Raw genomic sequence first — 22625 nt, 5'->3', positions numbered from 1 at the left:
CCGGCAGGACTTGCCGGATCAGGAAACCGGGGAGGGGAAATGTTCGAAGCTGTCGACTGGAATGCGATGTTCGGCCTGAGCGTTCCGCCGCTCGAACTCATCGTGCGCGGCACGGCGATGTACTGGTTCCTGTTCCTGCTGTTCCGCTTCGTCATCCGGCGCGACGTTGGCGCCGTCGGCATCGCCGACATCCTCATCTTCGTCATCGTGGCCGACGCCGCGCAGAACGCCATGGCGGGCGAATACACGTCCGTCACCGATGGCATGATCCTCGTGTCCACCCTCATCGGCTGGAACTTCCTGATGGACATCCTGAGCTATCACTCCGCCCTGGTCCGGCGGTTCGTGGAGTCTCCGCCCCTGCTGCTGGTCAGCGAGGGGCGCCTGCACTACCGCAACATGCGCAAGGAATTCATCTCGGAAGACGAACTCTGGACCAAGCTGCGCCAGCAGGGCGTCGATTCGCTCGACAAGGTCAAGCTCGTCTTCATGGAGCCCGACGGGCAGATCAGCGTCATCAAGAAGGAATGACCGCCTCGCCGGCAGCGCTTGCGCCGCAACATCATGCATGCCGGCAGCGGGAAGCCTTTCATCGGTGAAACGAAGAGTCCGCCGCATCGATTTCCTGCCTCTCTTGGAAAGCTTGCAGGAACTATCACACTCGTTTTCCATTCCTACTGATCCCTTGTGACTATACAAACGTTCAGGCGAGCCGGGAAGGCAACGAAAAGTTAGTTCGTGTCTCCTCTCCAACTGCATGCACGCCGGAAAACAATCATGGGCCGCGCGCACCTGCCGTCTTCCCCGGAGGCTTTCCCCACTCCCTGTGACTTATCGAAAGGATGGTGTCATGAATACAGCATCACGAGACAATTCCGGCATGATGACAGGGCTTTTCCATGACCGAGACAGCGCGGAGCGCGCATGGCAAGGTCTTTCGCAGCGCGGTTACACCAAGGACGACATCAACGTCGTGATGTCGGACGACACCCGCAAGCGCCACTTTTCCGATGAATCCGGCACGACCACCGAGCTGGGCAGCAAGGCGGCCGAGGGTGCCGGCATCGGCGGCGCGGTCGGCGGCACCCTGGGCGCCATTCTTGCCGCGGCAACCGCGGCCGGCACCAGCATCGCCTTGCCGGGAATCGGCCTAGTGGTAGCTGGCCCGCTCGCGGCGGCCGCGGCAGGCGCGGGCGTTGGCGCCGCGAGCGGCGGGCTGCTGGGCGCGCTGGTCGGCTGGGGCATTCCCGAGGAACGCGTCAAGCATTACGAGAGCGGCCTCAAGCAGGGCGGCATCTTGATGGGCGTGCGTCCGCGTTCCGACGAAGATGCCGGCCTCATCGAGCAGCACTGGCGCAGTTCCAACGGCCAGCACATCTGGCGCCCGGGCATGACCGGCGATGACACGAGCGATGTCCGCACCGATCGCCTGTCCAGCGGCGGCCATGCGGTGGTCGGCGTGTACGACAATGCCAGCGATGCGCAGAGCGCCGTACAGGCGCTCGAGTCGGCCGGCATCCCGCGCTCGAGCATCGAGCTCAATACCGACGCTACCGGCACCTACGGCGCCACCGATACCACCCTGGGCACCGCGGCGAGCGCGTCAAGGACCTCTGCGACCACCCGGCTCGACGACAGCACCACGGTGGACGGCCAGCACGAGCGCGGCTCGGGCATCGGCAATTTCTTCCGTTCCCTGTTCGGCATGGATGACGACGTCCGGCGCGAAGACCACGACGTCTACAACGAGTCGCTGCGCCGCGGCAGCCAGGTGCTGACCGTCGAGGCACGCGACGACGACGAGGCCGAGCGCATCACCGACATCCTGTCGCGCTACAACCCGGTGGACATCGACGACCGCGCCAGCCATTGGCGCCAGCAGGGCTGGTCGGGCTATGACGCCAGCGCGCCGCGTTTCTCCCAGGATGAGATCCAGCGCGACCGCGACAGCTACCTGCAGGCGCGCGCCGGACGCGACACCACCCGCGACACCACGCAGACCGGCGAGTCCGCGCGGATTCCGGTCGTTGAAGAGCAGCTGAAGGTTGGCAAGCGCCAGATCGAGCGGGGCGGCATCCGCGTGTACCAGCGCGTGCGCGAAACGCCGGTGCATGAAACCGTCGAGCTGCGCGAGGAACATGTGCGCGTCGAACGCCGTCCGGTCGACAAGAAGGCCACCGAAGCCGACATTGCCGCCTTCAAGGACAAGTCGGTCGAGCTGCGCGAGACCGCCGAAGAGGCAGTCGTTTCCAAGACCGCGCGCGTGGTCGAGGAAGTCGTGGTCAACAAGGAAGCAACCCAGCGCACCGAGCAGATCAACGACACCGTGCGGCGCACGGATGTCGAGGTCGAAAAGCTTGGCGCTTCCGACACCCGCCGCACCGCGGGCGTGGTGGACGACGACGCGTATCGCCGCCACTGGCAGTCGACCTACGGCAGCGCGGGCGGCAGCTACGAGGACTATGACGCCGCCTACCGCTACGGCTCCAGCATGGCCGGCAACGACCGCTACAAGAACTACCGCTGGGAAGACGTCGAGCCGCAGGTACGCAGCGACTGGGAGTCCAACCATCCCGAGAGCACCTGGGACAAGGTCAAGGACGCCGTGCGCTACGGCGCGGAACGCGTGACCGGCAACCGCGGCCACTAAGCCGAATCGCCGGGACGCCTGCCAGGCAACCCGCTGGCGCGGCGTGAAGTTCGCGAACTTCACGCCGCGCCATTCGCGCAATAACATTTCGCGCAAACACAGACAGGAGACGACATGGGACTCGGATTCGATATCGGCCGGATACTTGGCCAGTACCAGGGCGTGGACCCGCAGCAGCCACCCAGCGAGGTGGAAGATCATTTCGACCAGGTGGCCAGCAATGCGCCGCACGAGGACTTGAGCGAGGGCGTCAGCGAAGCCTTCCGCTCCGACCAGACTCCGCCTTTTCCCAACATGCTCGGCCAGCTCTTCGGCCAGGCCAATCCCCACGAACGTACCGGCATGGTGAACCAGTTGCTGGGCAGCCTCGGACCGGCCGTGCTTGGCTCGCTGCTGAACCGCGGCGGAGGCGGAGGCATGGGTGGACTTGGCGGACTAGGTGGGCTGGGCGGCCTGTTGGGCCAGCTCGGCGGCGGCGGCGGTCAGCCGCAGCTCACGCCTGAACAGGTGAACCAGTTGCGGCCCGAGCAGGTGGAAGAGCTCGCCCAGCATGCGGAGCGTGAGAATCCCGGCATCATCGACCAGATGGGCCGCTTCTGCGCGCAAAACCCGAACCTGGTCAAGGGACTGGGCGGAGCGGCGCTCGCCATCGCGCTCGGCAAGATGGCGCAGCGGCGCGGCTGAAAACCAAGCCAGCCGGAAACGCGAGTAGCCGCGGGCGCATGCCCGCGGCTACTCGCGTTTCCCCTGCGCGCCGCACTGTACGTTATCCATGTCCAAGCACCAGGAAACTTCGCTGCCTGCATCGCTGCCCTATGACCCTAACCGGCTGCTGGACGCCTTGCTCGCCTGGATGCAGCTCGACGATGACAACAAGCTGGCCCGCGCGCTGCGGCTGTCTCCCGAGCTCATCAAGAGCATTCGCCATGGCCGGCTGCCGATCCGGCCGACCCTGCTGATGCTGATGGCCGAGCACGCCGGCCGCAGCCTCGACGAGTTGCGCCAGATACTGGGCGACAGGAGAAGCAAGGCACGCATGCCGGGACGGCGGCCCCTTGCCTGAAGGCGGACTGGGGGCGGGTTCCCCAAAGAAAAAAGCAGGGCAACTTGCGTCGCCCTGCAACCCGAACAAAGGCAGTTACTGCCTTCACACCACTCGCTCACTACAACACTGCACGCACTTCCACTACAAAGCCTTTCCCATGACGGCCCATCGCGCTTATCGCCTTAGCGGCGCCGGTGGCGCAGCGCCATCGGCCGGCTGGACCGCATGCCGGTCGTTCCTCCGCCCGCGCTGCGCCGGCCGGCGGGCCGGGGCGCGGACTGATGCGGCCGGCGCCACATCATGGTCAGGAGGTCGTCATCGAAATCATCTTCTTCCTGCGCCAATTCCAGCAACTCACGGAGTTCTTCCTGGTTGAAGCCGGGACGCGAGCGCGTGAAGGCGGCGTCGCCGACGTCGATCGGCTCCATCGGCGGCTGGATCTGGTCGGTCTTGAGCAGCACATCCCATTCTTCCGTCATGCTGTCGACGATCTGTCGGGCCAGCGCCTGTTCGCTCTCGCTCAGGCCGGCGTCGTCGAATTCCTCGACCACCCACCTGCCGCCGGCCAGGCCGGCGGATTCGCTGGCGCAGCGCAGGGTGTTGAGCACCAGCGCATCGCCTTGCGGCACGAGCGCGGCCAGCTGGCGGCGCATCTGGATCACCACGTAGGCGATGCCGATCTTGCGGGTGCGCCGCAGGGTTTCCCGCAGCAGCGCATATACCTTCTCGCCGCCCGGCGCTGGCGCCAGGTAATACGGCGTCTCGAAATATAAGCTCGGAATCTCTTGCGCCTCGACGAAAGCGAAGATGTCGACCGCATGGGTAGACTTCAGCTCCACCGGGGCGAGTCCCTTTTCAGGCACGATCACGTACAGTCCTTCCTCTGGTTTGTCTTGCATCGGCGGCGCATCGCAGCCGTCCTCCCGTGGACCGGCGTCCAGGGTAATGTCGTCATGCCGGCTCGCCGGGCTCAGCGAGACCGGGGCGGGGGGATAACCCACTCCGACTGTTCCTCTCCATCCGCGGCGGGACATGGCGTTCCTTCCCTGCGGCGTCAGTGGATGCTGCGGCGGGACCGGGTCTTCGACTTGGGCGCATCGTCGTCTTCCACGATGTCGTCGGTCTCGCCGATTCCATATTCTTCGCGCAGCTCGAGCCGGCGCTGCATCATGTCTTCGGTAAGCTGCTCCAGGTCCATCTTCGCCTTGGTGACCTGCTTGAACATTTCCTTTTCCTCTTCCTCGACGTGGTGCTTGACGTACTCGCCGAGCACCGTGAACTTGGCGTTGTAGAGGTCGTCGCCCGGCTGCATGGCATTGAGCTCGGCGATCAGCTGCTTGGCGCTGGCATGTTCCACTTCGGCCTCGTCGAGCATGTCCTGGTCGTCGAGGGCTTCGCGCAGCGCGGGGTAGAACAATTCCTCTTCCAGCTGGGCATGCACCGTCAGTTCGGCGCAGGCCGCTTCCACGAGCAGCTGGCGTGCGTCGTCATCGTCGTCTTCCTTCATCTTCTCGAACTGCTTGAACATGTCGAGCACTTTCTTGTGATCTTCCTTCAGCATGTCGATCGCATCGGGTTCCTTGCGCGAGCGTGCACGGGCGGCACGTGCCGGAGCCTTTGCAGCCGTCTTGCGGGCGGTCTTGGCGCTGGATTTGGTAGCGGTGCTGCGTGGCATGGATTTTCTCCTCGTGGTGTCCTGTGCCTGTCCATCGCAAGCTCCATGCCAAGCTGGCAAGCCCGGTTTTTCCCGCATTGCAGGGGGAGCGGGGAAGAGACGGCATGCCATTTTTACCCGCCTTATCCGCACGACTTACATGCGCGCGGCCCGAGGCTGCGCGCGCGTCCGAAAACCTGGCCGATGCCGTGGCGCATCGAAGGCGGTCGCCAAGCATTTGCAAGCGGGTGTAAAAGTTACAGGGCCGGGAAAGAGCGGGGATGTGGCGGGAAAAAATTTCCAGCCAGGGAAAGGGCGGCTAGCTGCGCGCTCCGGCAGCGATGTCCTGCAAGGCATTGATCAGCGGCATGCCGGACGAAACCCCTTCGCCGCGCAGCAGGGCCATGCCGGCATCGGCGACGCTGTAGGGATCGACGCGTTGCAGGCAGGCATGATGGCCTTGGGGGCAGACGCTCTTGTAGCAGAAGCGGCAGTCCACGTCGTGGAACAGCACCTTGGCCGGCACCTGCCATGGCGTGTGCTGCGGATTGGTCAGCGCATACAGGTCCACCACGGGCGTGCCGAGGGCGGCGGCGAGGTGGGCCGGCCCGGTATTGTTGCAGATGACCAGGCTGCAAGCCTCGATCAGGGCAGCCAGTTCGCCCAGGCCGAAGCGGTCGGCCACCGACAGGGCGCCGGGGACCTGCGACGCGATCGATGCCGCGAGTTCGCGTTCGCCCGCGCCGCCGGTGATCAGCACCAGGCAGTTGGAACGTTCGACCAGCATGCGCGCCGCGCGGACGAAGGAGGCCGCGGGGTAGCGGCGCGAGGCCGCGGTGGCGCCGGGATGAAGCATGATCCATGGCCGGTCGGTCGGCGCGGCGAGTTCGCGCAGCACGCGCTGCATGCGTTCGCGGTGTTCGGGCAGCACGCGGAATGACAGGCGCTCGTCGGCGGTCTTCGCGCCTACCGTGGCGACCAGGTCGAGCTGGCGCCTGACCTCGTGCCGCACCTGCTGCTCCGGCTCGGTTTCCGTCACCCAGTCGGTGAGCAGGCGGTACGGGTTCTCGCGGCTGTGCGCCAGCCTCAGCGGTATGCCGGCGAGATGGCACAACATCGCCGAAGGAAGCGGATTCTGGCTGTAGACGGTAAAAATGACGGCCGCATCGAAATTGCCTTCCGCCAGCAAGTCGATCATCTTCCGGTCCTCGGCGGGCGGATGCGGCGCGCCGTTCTTCAGCCAGGGCGCATCGTAGGCGATGACGTCGTCGATCTCGGGAATGAAAGGCGCGACGGCGCCGCCGCCGGAAGAGGTGAGCAGCGTGATGCGCGAACCGGGAGAGGATTCGCGCAGCGCGCGCATGGCGGGCGTGGTCATGAGCACGTCGCCGAGGTAATCCAGCCGCACGCAGAGGATGCGGCGTGCCTGCTGCCAGGCGGCTGAGGTCATGGCGCGGCGCCGCCCAGGCTGTCGCGCGGCATGTCCCGGTCGAAAGGCGCGGCATCCGCTGCGGCAATGAAGCGTGCGGCTTCATGCAGGTCGGCCGCCTTGGCATCCGGCGTGCGCAGCGGCGAAAGCTTCCATTCCGTCTCGTTGCCATTGTCGATCAGCACGGTGCGGCAGCCGGCTCGCCGGCCGGCTTCCACGTCATGCAGGATGTCGCCGATCATCCACGATTGCGACAGGTCGATGCCGTGCTCCTTGGCCGCGCGCAGCAGCATGCCCGGCATGGGCTTGCGGCAGGTGCAGGAAATCGCGTAGCGGCCGATCACGCCGTCCGGACTGTGCGGGCAGTAATAAAAGCCATCAAGCGTCACGCCATACTGCACGAGGCGTTCGGCAAGGCGGTGCTCGACCGGCTGCAGCGCGTTCTCGGTGAACAAGCCCTTGGCGATGCCTGACTGGTTGCTGACCACGATCAGCTTGTAGCCCAGGCTCTTGAAGATCTGCAGCGCCGGCCCGGCGTTCCAGCTGAGCCGGATCAATGCCGGGTTGACGTTGTACGGCACGTTTTCGACCAGCGTGCCGTCCTTGTCGAGAAAAATCGCGCGCATGAAATGGTTGTCCTTGGGATGGTTTCCGATTGCCGCGTTACCGCCTGGCCGCCTGGCCGCGCCGGCTCAGGGCCAGGAGCTTTCCTGCATCGGCAGCACCATGATTTCCGGGATCACCGTCTGCTCGGGCAAGGTAATGACGGCCTTGACGGCCTTGGCGACGTTGACCGGGTCCTGCAAGGTATTGACATCGATATCCGGAAAGCGATCCAGCAGGAAGGGCGTGCGCATGCCGCCGGCCAATACCGCCGTCACCTTGATGCGATGCGGCCGAAGCTCCGCGTGCAGCGCGTGCGACAGGCCGAGCACGCCCCACTTGCTGGCATGGTAGGCGCTGGCGTTCGGCCAGGCGCGCTTGGCGGCGGTGGAAGCAATGTTGATGATCTGCCCGCCGCCTGCCTGCTTCATGTGGCGCGCCGCGTGCTTGGACAGCAAGAAGGGGCCATACAAATTGGTGCGCATCACCCGGTCCCAGTCCTCGTCGCCGAGTTCGTCGATCGGACAGGTGACGTCGGTGCCGGCGTTGTTGATCAGCACGTCCAGCGCGCCGAAGCGCGAGATGGTCTCGGCGATGGCGCCTTCGGCTCCCGCCGGGTCGCCCACGTTGAAGCCGATCGCATGGGTCTTGCCCGGCGCCGATTCCAGCAGCGAGGCGACTGTCTGCGCCTTGTCGAGATTGATGTCGCCGATGACGACGTTGGCGCCGCAGGACGACAGGACGTGCGACAGCGCGGCGCCGAGGCCGCTGGCGCCGCCGGTCACCAGGATGGTCTTGCCTGCCAGGTCGCGGGCTTCGGCGGGGTTGGGAACATAGCTCGATACGGTAACGTTGCTCAATCTCTTCTCCATCGATGATGATTCAATCCGGCGCGGTTTCGATATGCGCCGCTGCAATCCGGACCAGCGTAGCGCGCGCCCCGCGCCGCCGGCTTGATGTATGCCGGGCGGCGCGCGCGGCGGGAAAGCGTTTTCGCAAACGGCGCGCATCCCGCAAGGCATGCGCGCCTCGGATCAGGTGCGTCAGGTGCGCAGGCTCAGTTCGCCGGAGGCGGCGAGCGGCGCGAACAGGAAAGCCTCCGCCGGCGCAAGGGTGCGCTCATAGACGTCCGCCAGGCGGGAGGCGACCGTGTTCCAGGTGAAATGCTGGTAGGCACGGCGCATGCCCGACCAGCCCATGCGCTGCGCGAGATGCGGATGCCGGTGCAGCCAGGCCAGGCGTTCCGCGAGCGCGTCCGGCGCATTGGGCGGCACGAGATAACCGGTCTCCCCGTCGACCACCGTGGTCTTGATGCCGCCGACGGCCGTCCCGACGACGGGCGTGCCGCATGCCATCGCTTCCAGCGGCGTGATGCCGAAGGGCTCGTACCACGGCGTGGTAACGAACACGTTGGCGGCGCTGTAGTAGTAGCGCAGCTGTTCGCGCTGGCGCTGGCCGGTGAAGGTGACCGCATCCGTCACGCCCAGCGATTCAGCCAGTCCCATCAGGCGGCCGAGTTCCGGCGTGGCAACCGGATCGGGCCGCTCCGCGTTGCCGCCGACCACCAGCAGGCGCGCCGGCACCTGGTACTGCTGGCGCAGCAGGGCCAGCGCGCGGATGACGTTGTCCACGCCCTTGCGCGGCACCATGCGTCCAAGCTGGAGGACCACGAACTCGTCGCGGTCGAGTCCAAGCTGCTGGCGCGTGTCGCCGTTCACCGGCTTGAATTCGTCCGGGTCGACGCCGCAGGGCACGATGTCGATGCGTTCGCTCGGCGCGCCGTACAGGCTTTCCATGTCGAGCTTGTCCTGCGGACATTCGGCAATGATGCGGTCTGCGGCATGCATGAGGTTTTCCTCGATGGCGAAGCGCACGTCGGGAAACACGTCGGCATCCTTCTGGCACAGCCGCCTTACCTTGCCCAGCGCATGGAAGGTCATGACGAAGGGAATGCCGAGCGCCTCCTTGATCTGTTGCGCCACCATGCCGGACATGAAGAAGTTGGCGTGCACGAGGTCATAGCCGAGCTTCTCGCGGCGCGCGAAGCGGATCACGAAGCGGCCGAACTGCTCCATGTGCGGCAGCATGGCCTCCTTCGGAATGAAATGCGGCGGACCCGCCGGCACGTTCACTACCCTGACATGGGGCATCCATTCGACGACCTGGGCTTGTGATGCGGAATCGCGCCGCGTGAACACATCGACCTGAAAGCCCTGGCGGGCGAGGTGCCGCGCGACCTGGGCAACGTAGACGTTCTGGCCGCCGCTGTCGGTGCTTCCGATGAGCGCGAGGGGTGAAGCATGTTCGCTGATGAGGGCAATTTTTCGCATGGTTTGCAAGTTTGATGTTGTCGCGATTTTGTCTGCGATGTTGTTGGTATGTCAGGCGGGTTGGGCTGCTAAGCAAACCATGTACCCGACGGGTTGTCTGGATCGTCGACGCGTGCGCCGGATGGAATCTTGTCGCCTGCGGCGGGACGGGCAAGGACGCGCGGTAAGAACTGCCTGTCGGTGTAAAAACGTGAGCGACCAAAGCAAGCCTTGCAAGTCTTACCTGCAAATTTTTCCCGTTGCTCCTGGGGCAAACAAGCCCGTGCTATTCAGCGTCTCCCGTGGCCCGCGGCAATTTTCCCGAATGTGTTAAGCGGTTGGCACATTAAGTGCATGAAAAAACGATCACGGTGGCTTTCCCGCGGTCATGCGATCGTCCGGGAAGCTGGTTACCTGACAGTTGATAAAGGAGAACAATGATGTGGAATAGCTCACTCAAGCTGGCCGTCGCGGCGGCCAGCGTTGCCGCCCTGGCGGCATGCGGAAGCACCCAGACTGCCAGCAACGCCGGCACCATCCCGGTGACGACGACCACGGCCTCGACGACCAGCAGCGCTTCCGGCTTCGGCGTCGTGCAGGCGATCGACCTGGTGCCGCGCCAGCAGGCCGCGGGGATCGGCCTCGGCACGGTGGCCGGTGCCGTGGTGGGCGGCGTGCTCGGCAACCAGGTAGGCGGCGGCACCGGACGCACGGCGGCAACGGTCGCCGGTGTGGCAGGCGGCGCGCTTGCCGGACGCGAACTCGAGCGCAACTCGCAGGGCGCGGGCGCAGGAACGGGCGACATGTACCGCGTGACGCTGCGCATGGACAACGGCGCCGTCCAGACCCTGGTGCAGGAGACTGCGCCCAACCTGCAGATCGGCGAGCGCGTCCGCATTTCGAATGGCGTGATCGTCGAGCGTTTCCGCTGACCGCGGCAATAAATGCATCAAGTTTCGACGCGGCGCGGTGAACCTCGCCGCGTCGCGTTGTCAAACCTGCATGGTGATTCCGCCACGCAGGGGGAGTCATGCGCTTCGGAAATTCAAGGTGAAACAGTTCGCACCGGTCAGGCAGGGCAGGCGGCAGTCGCGCGCTTGCCCATGCTTGCGCGCGCCTGTCCCGCATGCCGCTGGAAGATCCACGGCACGCGCAGGACGCGGAAGCCGATCCGGGCAAGCGAACGAAAGCCGCATAGGCAAAGGGAGTCGATGAATGGCAGCAAACGAATCTTATGGAGGGCGCAATACGCGCCGCGAACCCGTGCCTGCCGGTGATGAATCCAGCTACATGCGCAGGCCGCTCTTCCCGGCGGTGCGCTGGGGGGCGGTGCTTGCCGGCGTCGCCGTCGGGGTATCCGTGCAGCTCGCGCTGAGCCTGCTCGGTATCGCCACCGGCCTGTCCACCACCGACCTCGCAGAAGGCGAACCCATGGGCGTGGGCGCGTTGCTCTGGGCCGGCTTCAGCATGCTGGTGGCCGCATTCGTCGGCGGCTACGTGGCCGCGCGCATGTCCGGCCTCAAGCGCAAGGCGGATGGCGTGCTGCACGGCGCGGTGTCGTGGGCGGTAACGACGATCTTGTTCGCGGCGCTGGCGACCTCGGTGGGCGGCAGCCTCGTGAGCGGCGTGTTCGGCAACATGGGGCAGCTTGCGCGCCATACCGCGGCGGGCGATTCGCCGGTCGCCGCCTTGCTGCGCACCCAGGGCGTGAGGATAGATCCGGATGCCTTGCGCCAGCTGCAGGACTACCTGCAGGCGGGGCAGCGGGAACAGGCGACCCAGCTCGTGGCCAGCATGACCGGCGTGGATGCAGCCAAGGCGGCCTCGCTGGTGGACCAGGCGCTGATCCTGTCGGGTTCCACGAGCGCCGCGTCGCCCCAGGGCCGGGCAGCGACGGAGCAGGCGATGCGTGCGGCCGGAACGACCGCATGGATCATCTTCGGCGCGGTCGCGCTGGCGCTGGCCATCGGCATCAGCGGCGGGGCGCTTGGCGTGGCCGGCTCGCGGCGCGTGAGCTGGGCGGGAAATACCAATCTACATCGTTAATGGCCCGGCAAGGCGCCTGGCGGAAGGGAAAGCATCATGCAACGACCGGCGGGGAATACGCCGAAAGGAAAGGATCGCCGCCAGGGGCCGGCGCGCTTCATGAAGGTCAGCTCGCGCGACTCCGGCATGGCGGCGGAGCTGCTGCTCGACTGTGAAGTCGTGTCGTCGGAAGGAGGACGCATCGGGCAGGTGGTGGAATTGCTTGTGGACGCGCGCAGCTACCAGTTGCGCTACGTGCTGGTCAGGAAGCGCCGCGGCGCCGACATCGTGATTCCGTGGACGGCGCTGTATTTCGACGCCGGCCACGCCAAGCTGGTTTTCTATACCTGCCACTGATCCTGCGGCCAGTCATTCAACCGGTGCGCGAGGCGTCAGGATCATTCCTTCGGCAGGAACAAGCCCTCCTTGCGGGCGGCAACGACGCCCGCCCTGGCAATCGCGCGCATGCACATGGCGACGGTTCCTGCGAAGGCTTCGTCGTACCAGGCATTCGCTCCGCTGACGCCGACGACGATGCCGTCCACGATCGCGGTTCCCCACAGCACGGTATCGCCCGGCGCGAGCAGGTGAGGATACAGTTCCTGCACCACGTGGCTGTCGAGGCCGGTGCGCCACGCCACGCGCGCCTTCGCCCGCGCGAATCCGGCATAGTCCGCATCCCACTTGCTGCGGTCTCCCACCGCATGTTCGTACAGGATGGCTTCCTCGAAGCTGCACGTTCCCGGCTTGCGCAGCGGATCCATCACGACGATGTAGAGAAAGCCGCTCTCGCCGACCTCCTTGTGCTTCATCGCTTCCTCGATCAGCGGCATCGCCATGCCGACCGCCTTTTCCGCCGCATGCCGGCCGGCCAGTGTGCTCGTCCTTGCTTCCATCGTTTTCCCTTCGTATGTGCAATGTGATCAGTTCGTGACGAACCGGAAGGTTGCGTCCCAGTCGGCGGCGAAGCGCTCCATGCCGAATCGTTCCCGTGCCGCGCGCCGCGCGCCCTCGCCGAGCCGGCGCGCCAATGCGGGGTCTTCCACCAGGGAAAGCATGCGCTCGTTCAGCGTCGCTTCACTGGTGTCGATGAATCCCGAAACGCCGTTGTCGATCACGGTTGCCATCTCGGTGGTCGCGAGGCCGACGACAGGCATGCCGATCATCATCGCTTCGATCACCGCCAGACCGAGGCTCGTGTAGCGGATCGGATTGTAGAAAAAGCGGTACTTCGCCATGAATGCCGGCAAGCGCGCATGCTCGATCTCGCCGAGGCCGCCGGCGTCCGCCGCACCCATGCCGACCAGGTCGAGCGGCACGGCCTTGCGCGCGCGCTCGAAGACATCGAAGCCCAGCCTGCGCCCCCGGGTGGCGATGTTGTTGATCACCACCAGGCCGCGCGCGGTGCCGCCCTCGTAGCGCACGTCCCGCGGCACCATCACGCCATGCTCCACCACCCTGACCGGCGTGCGGCCGTTGTTCCACATGAGCGCGTTGAAATGCGTCACGTGGACCAGCAGCATAGCGGGGTCATCGACAGGATGCGGCATGTCGGTGGGATGTTCGCGCGGCGTGTCATGCTCGAGATAGATCTTCGGCAGCCGGCGCTGCGCCTCGCTGAGGTAGAGGAACTGGTCGTTCAGGTATTGATCGTCGTCCTGGAACAGGATGCAGTCGAACTGCGCGTCCTTGGCCGACGAGACCGGCAGGTCGATGACGTTATCCCCCCAGGGAATGTGGCCGCACTTCCCGCCATATCCCGGCGGGCGGTCAGGCTTCGACAGCACGTAGAAGTCGTGCGGCGCCTGGGTGAGGTAATACAGGTAACTGCCATGGGTATGCCAGGTAAGTATCTTCAGTCGGCGCATGGGTCGCAATGTCGTGGAAGGTAAGCGTAGATGCCGCGGCGGCCCTGAACGATCGGGCCGTCCCGATTCATCCGGACCGCCGGCAGCGGGCCTTGCGGCAAATCACCGCGGCGGGCGCAAGCGGATCAGAGCAGGGCCACCTTGAACTTGTAGGAGCCGACGGCGCGCCAGAACACGGCCAGCGGCGGAATCAATGCCGAAGTGACGATCATTTCCGCCACGTGCGACGGCCGCTTGCTGGTGCGGCGCAGGCGCGCCAGGCAGAAGCGCCCGGTGAGCAAGAGCCACACGAGCGCGGCGGGAACGCCGATCTCCGCCGATTCCGACAGCGCACCGGCGATGGCCAGCAGCAGGGCCGCCACCGTGGCGTAGAAGTCCCATCGCGCGCGGCGGCGTATCTTTTCCCGGTACATTGCCGGATGTTTCTTGAACAGCAGCGCATCGAACTGCACCTTCTTGACCTGGGACAGGCTGACGCCCCAGTGCGCCGGCCGGATGGGATGCGTCATCACCGCGTCCGCCGCATGGACGATCCTTGCCTTGCCCGCCAGCAGGTTGAAGTACAGGTCGGAATCCTCGCGCCATGCGAAGCGGAAGCGCTCGTCGAAGCCGCCGGTGGCTTCCATCGTGCGCTTGCGGACGAAGCAGTTGGCGGTCACGAATTCCGCCGCCTCGAGGTTCTTGGCGTCAAGCTCGTAGTCGGTCGGCGTGCCGTTCAGCGGCATGACGATCCGGCCCCAGACCGCGTCCACGCCGTCGTGGAAGGCATCCACGCCATGCTGCAGCCAGTCGGCGCGGGCGATCGTGTCGTCGTCGGTGAAGGCAATGATCTCCCCCCTGGCGGCGCGCCACCCGAAATTGCGGGCCGCCGCCGGCCCATGCGGCCCGGGAGAGGGCAGGTAGGTGATCGCCGGGCCGCTGCCCGCCGTATGCTCCGCCCAGCCGGTGACGACGTCCTGCGTACCCTCGTCCGGCCCGTCGTCGACGATGACGATCTCGTACCGGCGCGGATCGAATCGCTGCAGCACCAGGCTGGCGATGCAGCGATTCAGCATCTGCGGACGCCCCTTCGTCGGCACGACGATGGTAGCGACGATTTGCACGGCGGCGGTCGTGCTGCCGTCGCCGCGCGGAAAAAGTTGCGTTACCTTGGCGCCATGGCGTTCGTGGCGCTCACTGCGCGCCGGCCGGGCGATGGGTTTCTCCGCCGGATCACGGCTGTCTGCGTCATTCCTCGGCGAATAGCGTCGCTGCTCACGGTTGAAGGCAAGAACTTTCGACATGGATTATCCCGCTGAGATGGAAGTGCTGCTGGTTTTCGATATTGTCCGGCGGTCGATGCAAGAGCCGTTCCATGCATCGCGCGCCGCGATGCCTGTCAGGCGAGATGCGCCGCGCGTGGCGGGTCGGCATTTTCTTCGCCGTTGAGCTGCATCTGCCAGAGACTGGCGTAGGGGCCGCCGCGTTCGAGCAAGGCCGCGTGGGTGCCGCGCTCGATGATGCGGCCGCGCTCGAACACCAGGATCTCGTTGGCGTTCACGACCGTGGAAAGCCGGTGCGCGATGACCAGCGCGGTGCGGTTCTGCGAGAGCTGGTCGAGTTCGGCCTGGATGGCGCGTTCGGAATGCGAATCCAGCGCCGATGTCGCCTCGTCGAAGATGAGCAGCGGCGGGTTCTTCAGGATGGCGCGCGCCAGCGCGATGCGCTGCTTTTCCCCGCCGGACATCTTGACGCCGCGCTCGCCCACCGGCGTTTCGTATTTTTGCGGCAGGGAATCGATCAGTTCATGGATGTGCGCGGCCTTCGCTGCGGCAACGATATCCTCCATGGTGGCGCCGGCCCGGCCATAGCCGATGTTGTAGGCGATCGTATCGTTGAAGAGCAATGTCTCCTGTGGCACCACGCCGATCGCCTCGCGCAGGCTGCGTGTGCTGACGCCGCGAATGTCCTGCCCGTCCACGCTGATCCGGCCGCCGCCGACGTCGTAGAAGCGCAGCAGCAGCCGGGCCAGCGTCGACTTGCCCGAGCCGCTGCCTCCCACCACCGCCACCGTCGTGCCCGGCGCGATCCGGAAGCTGACGTCGTGCAAGATCGTGCGTCCCGGCTCGTAGCCGAAGCTGACGTTGTCGAAAACGACTTCGCCGGCCGCCACCCGCAGCGCGGGCAGGCTGGGCGATTCTTCGATTTCCGGCTTTTCCCGCAGCAGCTGGAACAGCTTTTCCGCATTGACCAGGGCATCCTTCGCCTCGCGGTAGACGAAACCGAGCGCGTTCAGCGGCAGGCAGACCTGGATCACGTAGGCATTGATGAGCACCAGGTCGCCGACCGACATCTGGCTGGTCATGACGCCCTGCCCGGCAAGCAGCATGACCGAGGCCACGCCCATCGCGATGATCGCGCTCTGTCCCACGTGCAAGGAAAACAAGGCCTTCTGGTTGGACACGGCCGCTTCCGCCCAGTGTTCCATGATGTGGCTGAAGCGGTTCGCTTCCAACTGTTCGTTGGTGAAGTATTTCACCGTGTCGTAGTTGATGAGGCTGTCGGCAAGCAGGCTCTTGGCATTCGAGTCGAGGCGGTTGACGCGCCGCTGGAACACCGTGCGGCGCGTGGTGAACAGGACCGTGAAGCCGCAATAGATGATGAAGGTGACGGCGAGGATGCCGGTGTACCAGGGGCTGTATCGGCTGGTCATGATGCCGATCACCATCGCGATCTCCAGCACGGTGGGTACCAGCGTGAACAGGCCGACGCCGAGCAGGAAGGCGATGCCGTTGGTGCCGCGGTCGATGTCGGGCAGCAGGCCGCCGATGCGGCGCTGCGCATGGAAGCGCGCGCTCAGCGCATGCAGGTGGGAAAAGGTGTGCAAGGCATAGGAGGCGACGGTGTGCTGGGTCACGCGCGAAAACACCAGGTCGCGCAACTCGTTGAACAGCGTGCTCGAGAAGCGCAGCAGGGCGTAGCCGACCAGCAAGGCGGCCGGCAATGCCATGACATGCTCGGGCCGCGAAAGCTCGTCGACGATGCGCTTGAATACAAGTGGAACCGAGACCACGGCGATCTTGGCGACGATCAGGCAGGCGAGCGCCAGGGCGATGCGTGCCTTGAAGCCGGCGATGACCTGCCACAGGTCGCTCAGGACCTGGCCGGCCCGGGTGGCCGGCTTGCTGGCGGGCTCATTCATGGAAACGGTAGCGGCGTGTTGGCTCATCGGTCTCTCTGGAAATGGTGAAGGGTCGGCAGGTGAGACTGCCACGTGCAGCAGCTAGATCCATGGATTCCGGTGCGAGCGGCGGCATGGTGCCGTGGAAATGGTATGGAACTTGCACCTTGCTTTCCAGTTCCGTCGCATTGATCCGTCGAAAGGAAAGGGCGATGGCATCGTGCCGCGCCAGCATCATGCCTGCACTGGATCAACGCCACGGAACACCATGCCGGGAAGACCTGACCTCGCTGCACCAGCGTCCCCGCCACATGTCTTCGCTGGATTGCCGCGCTGCTTTCCTGCATTCCGTAGCAGTATCCATTCCACGCCCGCACGGGCATGGCATCAGAAAGGAAAATGAATGATGACGGAAATCGTCGGCTGGATCAGCGCTGCCATCCTGGCGGCAACGATCTCCCGCCAGGTATATACGCAGTGGCGCACGAAAAGCGTGGCAGGCGTGTCGAAGTGGCTGTTCATCGGACAGCTCTCCGCTTCGCTCGGCTTCACGGTCTACAGCTACCTGGTGGAAAACACGGTGTTCGTGCTCACGAATTTCTTCATGTTCATGACGGCGGTGGTCGGACAGTTCATCTACATGCACAACAAGCGCAGGCAGGACAGGGAGCAGGGCAGGGAGACACAAGACAGCAAGGCTGCCGCATGAAAAGCCGGCCCGGGGCAAATTACATCCGCATGTAGTTCTTACTCGTCACCCCTTTGTCGTCGCGCCGCTGCCGGCATGCAGCCCGCGTCCCGGCGCCAGCCAATTGATCCCGCTTCGCGGCGGCCCGGGTACATCACTTGCTAGCGAACGGGATTCGCCAAAGCGGGACGCGGCCCTGCACATGGAAGGGCAACGCCGTCCACCGCTACCTCAACATACCAAGGAGAATCCGTGTACACACTGGGGATCAATGCTGCCTATCATGATTGTTCGGCCTGCCTGGTACGCGACGGCGAAGTCATTGCCGCAGCTGAAGAGGAACGCTTCACGCGCATCAAGCACGGCAAGCGGCCGGTGCCGTTCGCGACATGGCAATTGCCTTTCCATGCCATCGATTACTGCCTGAAGGAAGGCGGCATCATGCTGGCCGACGTGGCCCACATCGCCTATTCCTACGACCCATGGCTGCTGCTCGGCGAACGCACAGGACGGGAAAGCATACAGATTCCGCTCGAGCCCTCTGCGCACAAGAGCGAAGACTGGATGTCGCCATGGGACCCGCTGTTTCTCTCGTACATCGTGAATGCTCCCCGCCAGCTGGCCAGCGGCGCGCCGCACCATATACGCAATCGTTTCCGCGGCGTGAGCCATGACGGCCCCTTCCGCTGGCATTTCGTCGAGCATCATCTCGCGCACGAAGCGAGCGCCTTCCTTGCCGCGCCCTATGAAGAATGCGCGGTGCTAACCATGGATGGCCGGGGCGAGAAGGCCACCACCAGCTATGGCTTTTACCAGGACCGGCGCTACAAGCGCCTCAAGCAGGTTAACCTGCCGCATTCGCTCGGGCTGCTCTACGAATCCGTCACCGACTACCTCGGTTTCCTGCACTCGTCGGACGAATACAAGGTCATGGCGCTGGCTTCCTATGGCAAGCCCGAACACCTGAACCTGTTCAGGGAGATCCTGCGCTACAAGGGCGAGGGCGATTATGAAGTGAAGAACGTGAACTGGGCCGAGCTGCTCGGACCCGCGCGTGAACGCGGCTCGGAATTCACGCGGCATCACATGGACATCGCATCCTCGCTACAGGTTGCGCTCGAGGAAACCGCCCTGGAAATGGTGGAGTGGCTGCACGCGCAGACGGGCGCGGACAACCTCGCCATGGCGGGCGGCGTGGCGCTGAACTGCGTCATGAATGCCTGCGTGCGCGACAGGGGGCCGTTCAAGAATGTCTGGGTGCAACCCGCGGCGGGCGACTCGGGCACCTCCCTGGGCGCGGCCCTGTGGATCGATGGCCAGCAGCGCGGCATGTCCCAGCGCCACTGGCACATGAATCATGCCTTCCTCGGCCCCGCTTTCGATGACAAGGAGATCGAGGAATTCCTGCAGCAGGCCAAGCTGCCTTACCGCCGCGCCGCCAACCTGTCGGAAGACGTGGCCGACCTGCTGCTGCAGAACAAGGTCATCGGCTGGTTCCAGGGGCGCATGGAATATGGCCCGCGCGCGCTCGGGGCGCGTTCCATCCTGGCATCGCCGATCGACCCGGCGATGCAGCAGCGTCTCAACCAGATCAAGGACCGCGAGGATTTCCGACCGGTGGCGCCGGTGGTGCTCGAGGAAGCCGCCGCGGACTGGTTCGTCGATGCCGGCTATTCGCCTTTCATGGTTTTCGTATACGACGTCCGCCCGGACAAGGAAGACAAGATCCCGGCCTGCCGCCACGTCGACGGCACGGCCCGCATCCAGACGATCACCCGCGAGCAGAACGCGCCTTACTACGACCTGATCAAGGCCTTCGAGGCGCGCACCGGGGTGCCGGTGCTTATCAACACCTCGTTCAATACGCGCGGCGAGCCGGTGGTGTGCAACCCGCGCGACGCGGTGGAGTCGTTCGCCAGCACGCCGATCGACGCGCTGGCCATCGGCTCGTTCATCGTCGAAAAAAACTGGCAAGGCTGAGCGGCGCCGATGATGCAAGGTCAGATCTCCCTGGCGCCCGCAGGCGGATCATTGCCGGCGCCGCGCAAGATCGCCATCTTCCGCGCCTTGCAGCTGGGCGACATGCTGTGCGTGGTGCCGGCGCTCAGAGCGCTGCGCGCCGCCGCGCCCCGGGCGCACGTCACGCTGATCGGCATGCCCTGGGCGACCAGCTTTGCCAAGCGGTATTCAGCCTACGTGGACGAGCTGCTCGTGTTTCCCGGCCATCCCGGCTTTCCGGAACAAGCCGCGAACCTCGGCGCCTTTCCGCATTTCCTGTCGGAGGTCCAGCGCCGGCGCTTCGATCTCGCCTTGCAGCTGCACGGCAGCGGCGGCTTGAGCAATGCCTTGCTCAGCCTGTTCAATGCCGAACGCCAAGCCGGCCACTACGTGCCGGGCCAGTACTGCCCTGACGCCGATCGTTTTCGGCCGTGGCAGGAAGAGGAACACGAGGTTTTGCGCTTCGTCAGGCTGATGGAATTCCTCGGCATGCCGGCGCAGGGAACGCAGCTCGAATTTCCGCTCGGCGACGCCGATTTCCGCGCATTGCAGCGCAGCCACGCCGACCTCCCGGCGCCGGGCACTTATGTATGCGTGCATCCCGGCGCCAGGCTGCCCTCGCGCCGCTGGATTCCCGAGCGCTTCGCCGAAGTCGCCGACCGTTTGGCCGGGCAAGGCTTGCGCGTGGTCCTGACCGGCTCGCCCGACGAGGCGGCGGTGGTGGCCGCCGTGCAGCGGTCGATGCGCATGCCCTCGCTCGATCTTTCCGGCAAGACCGAGCTCGGCGCGCTGGCGGCGCTCATTGCCAGCGCCAGGCTGGTGGTGTCGAACGATACCGGCATTTCGCACGTGGCCGCCGCCGTCGCCACCCCCAGCGTCATCGTTTCCTGCGGCTCGGATTCCGTGCGATGGGCGCCGCTCGACCACGACCGCCACCATGTGCTGAGCGCGCCGGTGGCATGCCGACCCTGCATGCATCTCGAGTGCCCCATCGGTCATCTTTGCGCCACGGCGGTCAGCGCCGACGCCGTTGCCGCGGCCGCCGCGCGCATCCTTGCCCAACATCCAACCGGAGCTCTTTCATGAGAGAAACACACAGCAAGCGCGTCCTCGTCACCGGCGGCGCCGGCTTCCTCGGTTCGCACCTGTGCGAATACCTGCTCGGGCAAGGGCATGACGTGCTCTGCGTCGACAACTTCTACACCGGCACCAAGCGCAACATCGCCCACCTGCTCGGCCATCCCCGGTTCGAGCCCATGCGGCATGACGTCACCTTTCCACTCTACGTTGAGGTCGACGACATCTATAACCTGGCGTGCCCGGCATCGCCGATCCACTACCAGAACGACCCGGTGCAAACCACCAAGACCAGCGTGCACGGCGCCATCAACATGCTCGGCCTCGCGAAACGGGTCAAGGCCAGGATACTGCAGGCATCCACCAGCGAAGTCTACGGCGACCCGCAGGAGCATCCCCAAACGGAGCATTATTGGGGACATGTCAATCCGATCGGGATCCGCTCTTGCTACGATGAAGGCAAGCGGTGTGCTGAGACGCTGTTCATGGATTACCGGCGTCAGCACAAGCTGAATGTAAAGATTGCGCGGATCTTCAACACCTATGGTCCGCGCATGCATCCTAACGACGGACGCGTGGTTTCCAACTTCATCATGCAAGCGCTGGCAAACGAACCGATCACGATCTATGGCGACGGATCCCAGACCCGGTCGTTCTGCTTCGTCGATGACCTGATCCGCGGCTTCGATGCACTCATGCAAAGCCCGGACGGCTTCTGCGGCCCCGTCAACCTCGGCAACCCGGTGGAGCACACCATGCTGGAGCTGGCCGAGCGCATCGTCTCCCTGTGCCATTCCCGCTCCGATATCGTGTTCCGCCCCTTGCCGAGCGACGACCCGACGCGCCGCCGTCCCGACATCTCGCTTGCCAGGGACATGCTCGGCTGGGAGCCGGAGGTCAAGCTCAACGAAGGCCTGTCGCGCACCATCGCGTATTTCCGGGAGCTGAGGGCGGCGGAAACGGGAGACCTGGCCGCGCCCTACATCGAATCCTTGCCGGGCATGGCCGCCGCGCGCGAGGTGGGCGGCGGCGGGGCGAATGGCGTGCATTCCATGCACAAGGGCATGCCGTGAAGACAAGCCGCCTGTTCAAGGCATGCAAGCCGAGCCGCAAGACGGTCGCGGTGATCGTGCTGCTGGCATCCTCGCTCGCCGCATGCGGCGTGGAAAGCGAAGCGCCGCGCCCGCAACGCGGTCCTTCCCGCCTGATGACCGGGGAAGGCGGCGAACTTACCCATGCGCTCATGGACATGAGCGAACGCCCGCCACCCTGGCGTCCCGGGCCGATGTAAGGACGGCAACGAAATCAGGCCGGTTCTTCTCCGCACTCCTTGGCATGGACGTTGCATGTCATCGCTCCAAGGTTTTTTGGAGATGGACGATGAGGTTACCGGCCAAGGCGCAGCAGGTCAGCATAGAACGCGCCATGCAGGCGGCGCATGAAAAACGCGCCGCATTCATCGAGGGTACGCTCTCGGTATCTCCCGATTCGCTGGGTGTCGTGATATTCCCCTGCGTGGACGGCACGCAGCGTCTGCAGGCGCCCAACGATTACGTGGCGAGCGTGTTGCGCAACGCCCGCCTTTCCACGCTCAAGGTCAACCTGGCTTCGCACGGCGAACGGCTGGCGCCGGCCGGCGTGCGGCCGTCGCCCGAAACCGGCGGCTGGATCGCCGACATGTCGGCGCGGCTCGGCGCGGTGTGCGACTGGGTACGCGAACAACCCGAGACCCGGGACGTGCCGATCGGGCTGTTCGCCGGCGGCGACTGCGCGGTGGCAATGATGAGGTTGGCGGCGGAAAGCCCCGCAGGCATCTCCGCGATCGTGTCCAGGGGCGGACGGCTGGACCTGGCGGAGCGCGCCCTGCTGACGCGCTTGCACGTGCCGACGCTGCTTATCGTGGGCGGCCTCGACCAGCGCCTGCTCGGCTTGCACAGAACCGCGTTTTCCCAGCTTCGCTGCAGGAAAAAGCTCGAGGTGATCCCGGGCGCGACCCATGCCTTCGAGGAACCGGGCAACCAGGAAGTGGTGGCGCGGCTAGCGCGAGGGTGGTTCCAGCTGCACGCCACCGGCGCGCCGCAATCGGCTTTCCCTCATTGAGCGCATTCCCTCGCCATTC

Annotated in this window: 24 protein-coding genes; 13 read left to right on the top strand and 11 right to left on the bottom strand. The window is 65.2% G+C overall.

Annotation, left to right across the window (positions count from 1 at the left end; all coding sequences use genetic code 11):
* Window positions 1-39: 39 nt before the first annotated feature.
* The 4 genes from G3574_RS04760 to G3574_RS04740 all read left to right on the top strand — a co-directional run bounded on the left by G3574_RS04760 (window position 40) and on the right by G3574_RS04740 (window position 3713).
* Complete coding sequence (locus G3574_RS04760) at window positions 40-531, top strand: DUF421 domain-containing protein (RefSeq protein WP_163960865.1); 492 nt, start codon at window positions 40-42, stop codon at window positions 529-531.
* Window positions 532-850: 319 nt separating this feature from the next.
* Window positions 851-2650, top strand: a complete 1800-nt coding sequence (locus tag G3574_RS28280) for a YsnF/AvaK domain-containing protein (RefSeq protein WP_235953017.1) — start codon at window positions 851-853, stop codon at window positions 2648-2650.
* Between the two features lie 114 nt (window positions 2651-2764).
* Window positions 2765-3334: a hypothetical protein gene (locus tag G3574_RS04745; protein ID WP_163960864.1), complete on the top strand. Its 570-nt coding sequence runs from the start codon at window positions 2765-2767 to the stop codon at window positions 3332-3334.
* 88 nt (window positions 3335-3422) lie between these two features.
* Window positions 3423-3713 (top strand): hypothetical protein, encoded by a 291-nt coding sequence (locus tag G3574_RS04740; protein ID WP_163960863.1) that lies wholly within the window; start codon window positions 3423-3425, stop codon window positions 3711-3713.
* Window positions 3714-3877: 164 nt separating this feature from the next.
* Here the strand turns inward: G3574_RS04740 and G3574_RS04735 are convergent, their stop codons facing one another.
* The 6 genes from G3574_RS04735 to G3574_RS04710 form a co-directional block, all read right to left on the bottom strand.
* Window positions 3878-4696, bottom strand: coding sequence for a Ku protein (locus tag G3574_RS04735; RefSeq protein WP_163960862.1), 819 nt, complete (start codon window positions 4694-4696; stop codon window positions 3878-3880).
* Between the two features lie 53 nt (window positions 4697-4749).
* Complete coding sequence (locus tag G3574_RS04730) at window positions 4750-5370, bottom strand: hemerythrin domain-containing protein (protein WP_163960861.1); 621 nt, start codon at window positions 5368-5370, stop codon at window positions 4750-4752.
* 298 nt (window positions 5371-5668) lie between these two features.
* Complete coding sequence (waaF, locus tag G3574_RS04725) at window positions 5669-6799, bottom strand: lipopolysaccharide heptosyltransferase II (RefSeq protein ID WP_163960860.1); 1131 nt, start codon at window positions 6797-6799, stop codon at window positions 5669-5671.
* Window positions 6796-7404, bottom strand: coding sequence for a D-glycero-alpha-D-manno-heptose-1,7-bisphosphate 7-phosphatase (locus G3574_RS04720; RefSeq protein ID WP_163960859.1), 609 nt, complete (start codon window positions 7402-7404; stop codon window positions 6796-6798). Before G3574_RS04720 ends, waaF begins: the two co-directional genes overlap by 4 nt.
* Before the next feature lie 66 nt (window positions 7405-7470).
* The gene (locus tag G3574_RS04715) at window positions 7471-8241 is read right to left on the bottom strand and encodes an SDR family oxidoreductase (RefSeq protein WP_235953015.1); all 771 of its coding nucleotides are present in this window, start codon (window positions 8239-8241) and stop codon (window positions 7471-7473) included.
* Between the two features lie 183 nt (window positions 8242-8424).
* Window positions 8425-9711, bottom strand: a complete 1287-nt coding sequence (locus G3574_RS04710) for a glycosyltransferase family 4 protein (RefSeq protein ID WP_163960857.1) — start codon at window positions 9709-9711, stop codon at window positions 8425-8427.
* Between the two features lie 416 nt (window positions 9712-10127).
* Between G3574_RS04710 and G3574_RS04705 the strand changes: the two genes are divergently transcribed.
* The 3 genes from G3574_RS04705 to G3574_RS04695 all read left to right on the top strand — a co-directional run bounded on the left by G3574_RS04705 (window position 10128) and on the right by G3574_RS04695 (window position 12072).
* Window positions 10128-10622 (top strand): outer membrane lipoprotein, encoded by a 495-nt coding sequence (locus G3574_RS04705; RefSeq protein ID WP_163960856.1) that lies wholly within the window; start codon window positions 10128-10130, stop codon window positions 10620-10622.
* Between the two features lie 283 nt (window positions 10623-10905).
* Window positions 10906-11736: a hypothetical protein gene (locus G3574_RS04700; protein ID WP_163960855.1), complete on the top strand. Its 831-nt coding sequence runs from the start codon at window positions 10906-10908 to the stop codon at window positions 11734-11736.
* 36 nt (window positions 11737-11772) lie between these two features.
* Complete coding sequence (locus G3574_RS04695; RefSeq protein WP_163960854.1) at window positions 11773-12072, top strand: PRC-barrel domain-containing protein; 300 nt, start codon at window positions 11773-11775, stop codon at window positions 12070-12072.
* A gap of 41 nt (window positions 12073-12113) precedes the next feature.
* On the opposite strand, the gene G3574_RS04690 is transcribed toward G3574_RS04695, so the two are convergent.
* The 5 genes from G3574_RS04690 to G3574_RS04670 all read right to left on the bottom strand — a co-directional run bounded on the left by G3574_RS04690 (window position 12114) and on the right by G3574_RS04670 (window position 16981).
* Window positions 12114-12611, bottom strand: a complete 498-nt coding sequence (locus tag G3574_RS04690; protein ID WP_163960853.1) for a hypothetical protein — start codon at window positions 12609-12611, stop codon at window positions 12114-12116.
* Window positions 12612-12638: 27 nt separating this feature from the next.
* Complete coding sequence (locus tag G3574_RS04685; RefSeq protein WP_163960852.1) at window positions 12639-13583, bottom strand: glycosyltransferase; 945 nt, start codon at window positions 13581-13583, stop codon at window positions 12639-12641.
* Between the two features lie 125 nt (window positions 13584-13708).
* Entirely contained in the window at window positions 13709-14866 is a 1158-nt protein-coding gene (locus G3574_RS04680; RefSeq protein ID WP_163960851.1) for a glycosyltransferase family 2 protein, read from the bottom strand.
* 95 nt (window positions 14867-14961) lie between these two features.
* Window positions 14962-16791: an ABCB family ABC transporter ATP-binding protein/permease gene (locus G3574_RS04675; protein WP_163960850.1), complete on the bottom strand. Its 1830-nt coding sequence runs from the start codon at window positions 16789-16791 to the stop codon at window positions 14962-14964.
* Window positions 16757-16981 carry a hypothetical protein gene (locus G3574_RS04670; protein ID WP_163960849.1) on the bottom strand — a complete coding sequence of 75 codons (225 nt, stop codon included), beginning with the start codon at window positions 16979-16981 and terminating at the stop codon, window positions 16757-16759. The genes G3574_RS04675 and G3574_RS04670 overlap by 35 nt, the downstream gene beginning before the upstream one ends.
* 165 nt (window positions 16982-17146) lie before the next feature.
* Here G3574_RS04670 and G3574_RS04665 point away from each other — a divergent pair, with 165 nt between their 5' ends.
* The 6 genes from G3574_RS04665 (at window position 17147) to G3574_RS04640 (ending at window position 22606) form a co-directional block, all read left to right on the top strand.
* Window positions 17147-17452, top strand: coding sequence for a PQ-loop repeat-containing protein (locus tag G3574_RS04665; RefSeq protein ID WP_163960848.1), 306 nt, complete (start codon window positions 17147-17149; stop codon window positions 17450-17452).
* Window positions 17453-17683: 231 nt separating this feature from the next.
* Window positions 17684-19411 carry a carbamoyltransferase family protein gene (locus G3574_RS04660; RefSeq protein ID WP_163960847.1) on the top strand — a complete coding sequence of 576 codons (1728 nt, stop codon included), beginning with the start codon at window positions 17684-17686 and terminating at the stop codon, window positions 19409-19411.
* Between the two features lie 9 nt (window positions 19412-19420).
* Window positions 19421-20515 (top strand): glycosyltransferase family 9 protein, encoded by a 1095-nt coding sequence (locus G3574_RS04655; RefSeq protein ID WP_235953013.1) that lies wholly within the window; start codon window positions 19421-19423, stop codon window positions 20513-20515.
* Window positions 20512-21579, top strand: a complete 1068-nt coding sequence (locus G3574_RS04650) for a UDP-glucuronic acid decarboxylase family protein (RefSeq protein ID WP_163960846.1) — start codon at window positions 20512-20514, stop codon at window positions 21577-21579. Before G3574_RS04655 ends, G3574_RS04650 begins: the two co-directional genes overlap by 4 nt.
* Window positions 21576-21797 (top strand): hypothetical protein, encoded by a 222-nt coding sequence (locus tag G3574_RS04645; RefSeq protein ID WP_163960845.1) that lies wholly within the window; start codon window positions 21576-21578, stop codon window positions 21795-21797. The genes G3574_RS04650 and G3574_RS04645 overlap by 4 nt, the downstream gene beginning before the upstream one ends.
* Window positions 21798-21886: 89 nt before the next feature.
* The gene (locus G3574_RS04640) at window positions 21887-22606 is read left to right on the top strand and encodes a dienelactone hydrolase family protein (protein WP_235953011.1); all 720 of its coding nucleotides are present in this window, start codon (window positions 21887-21889) and stop codon (window positions 22604-22606) included.
* Window positions 22607-22625: the final 19 nt, after the last annotated feature.

The organism is Noviherbaspirillum galbum (assembly GCF_010974945.1).
In the GTDB taxonomy this organism is placed as follows: domain Bacteria; phylum Pseudomonadota; class Gammaproteobacteria; order Burkholderiales; family Burkholderiaceae_D; genus Noviherbaspirillum; species Noviherbaspirillum galbum.
Note: the sequence above shows the minus strand (reverse complement) of the source record. Positions and strands in the feature narration are given on the sequence as shown.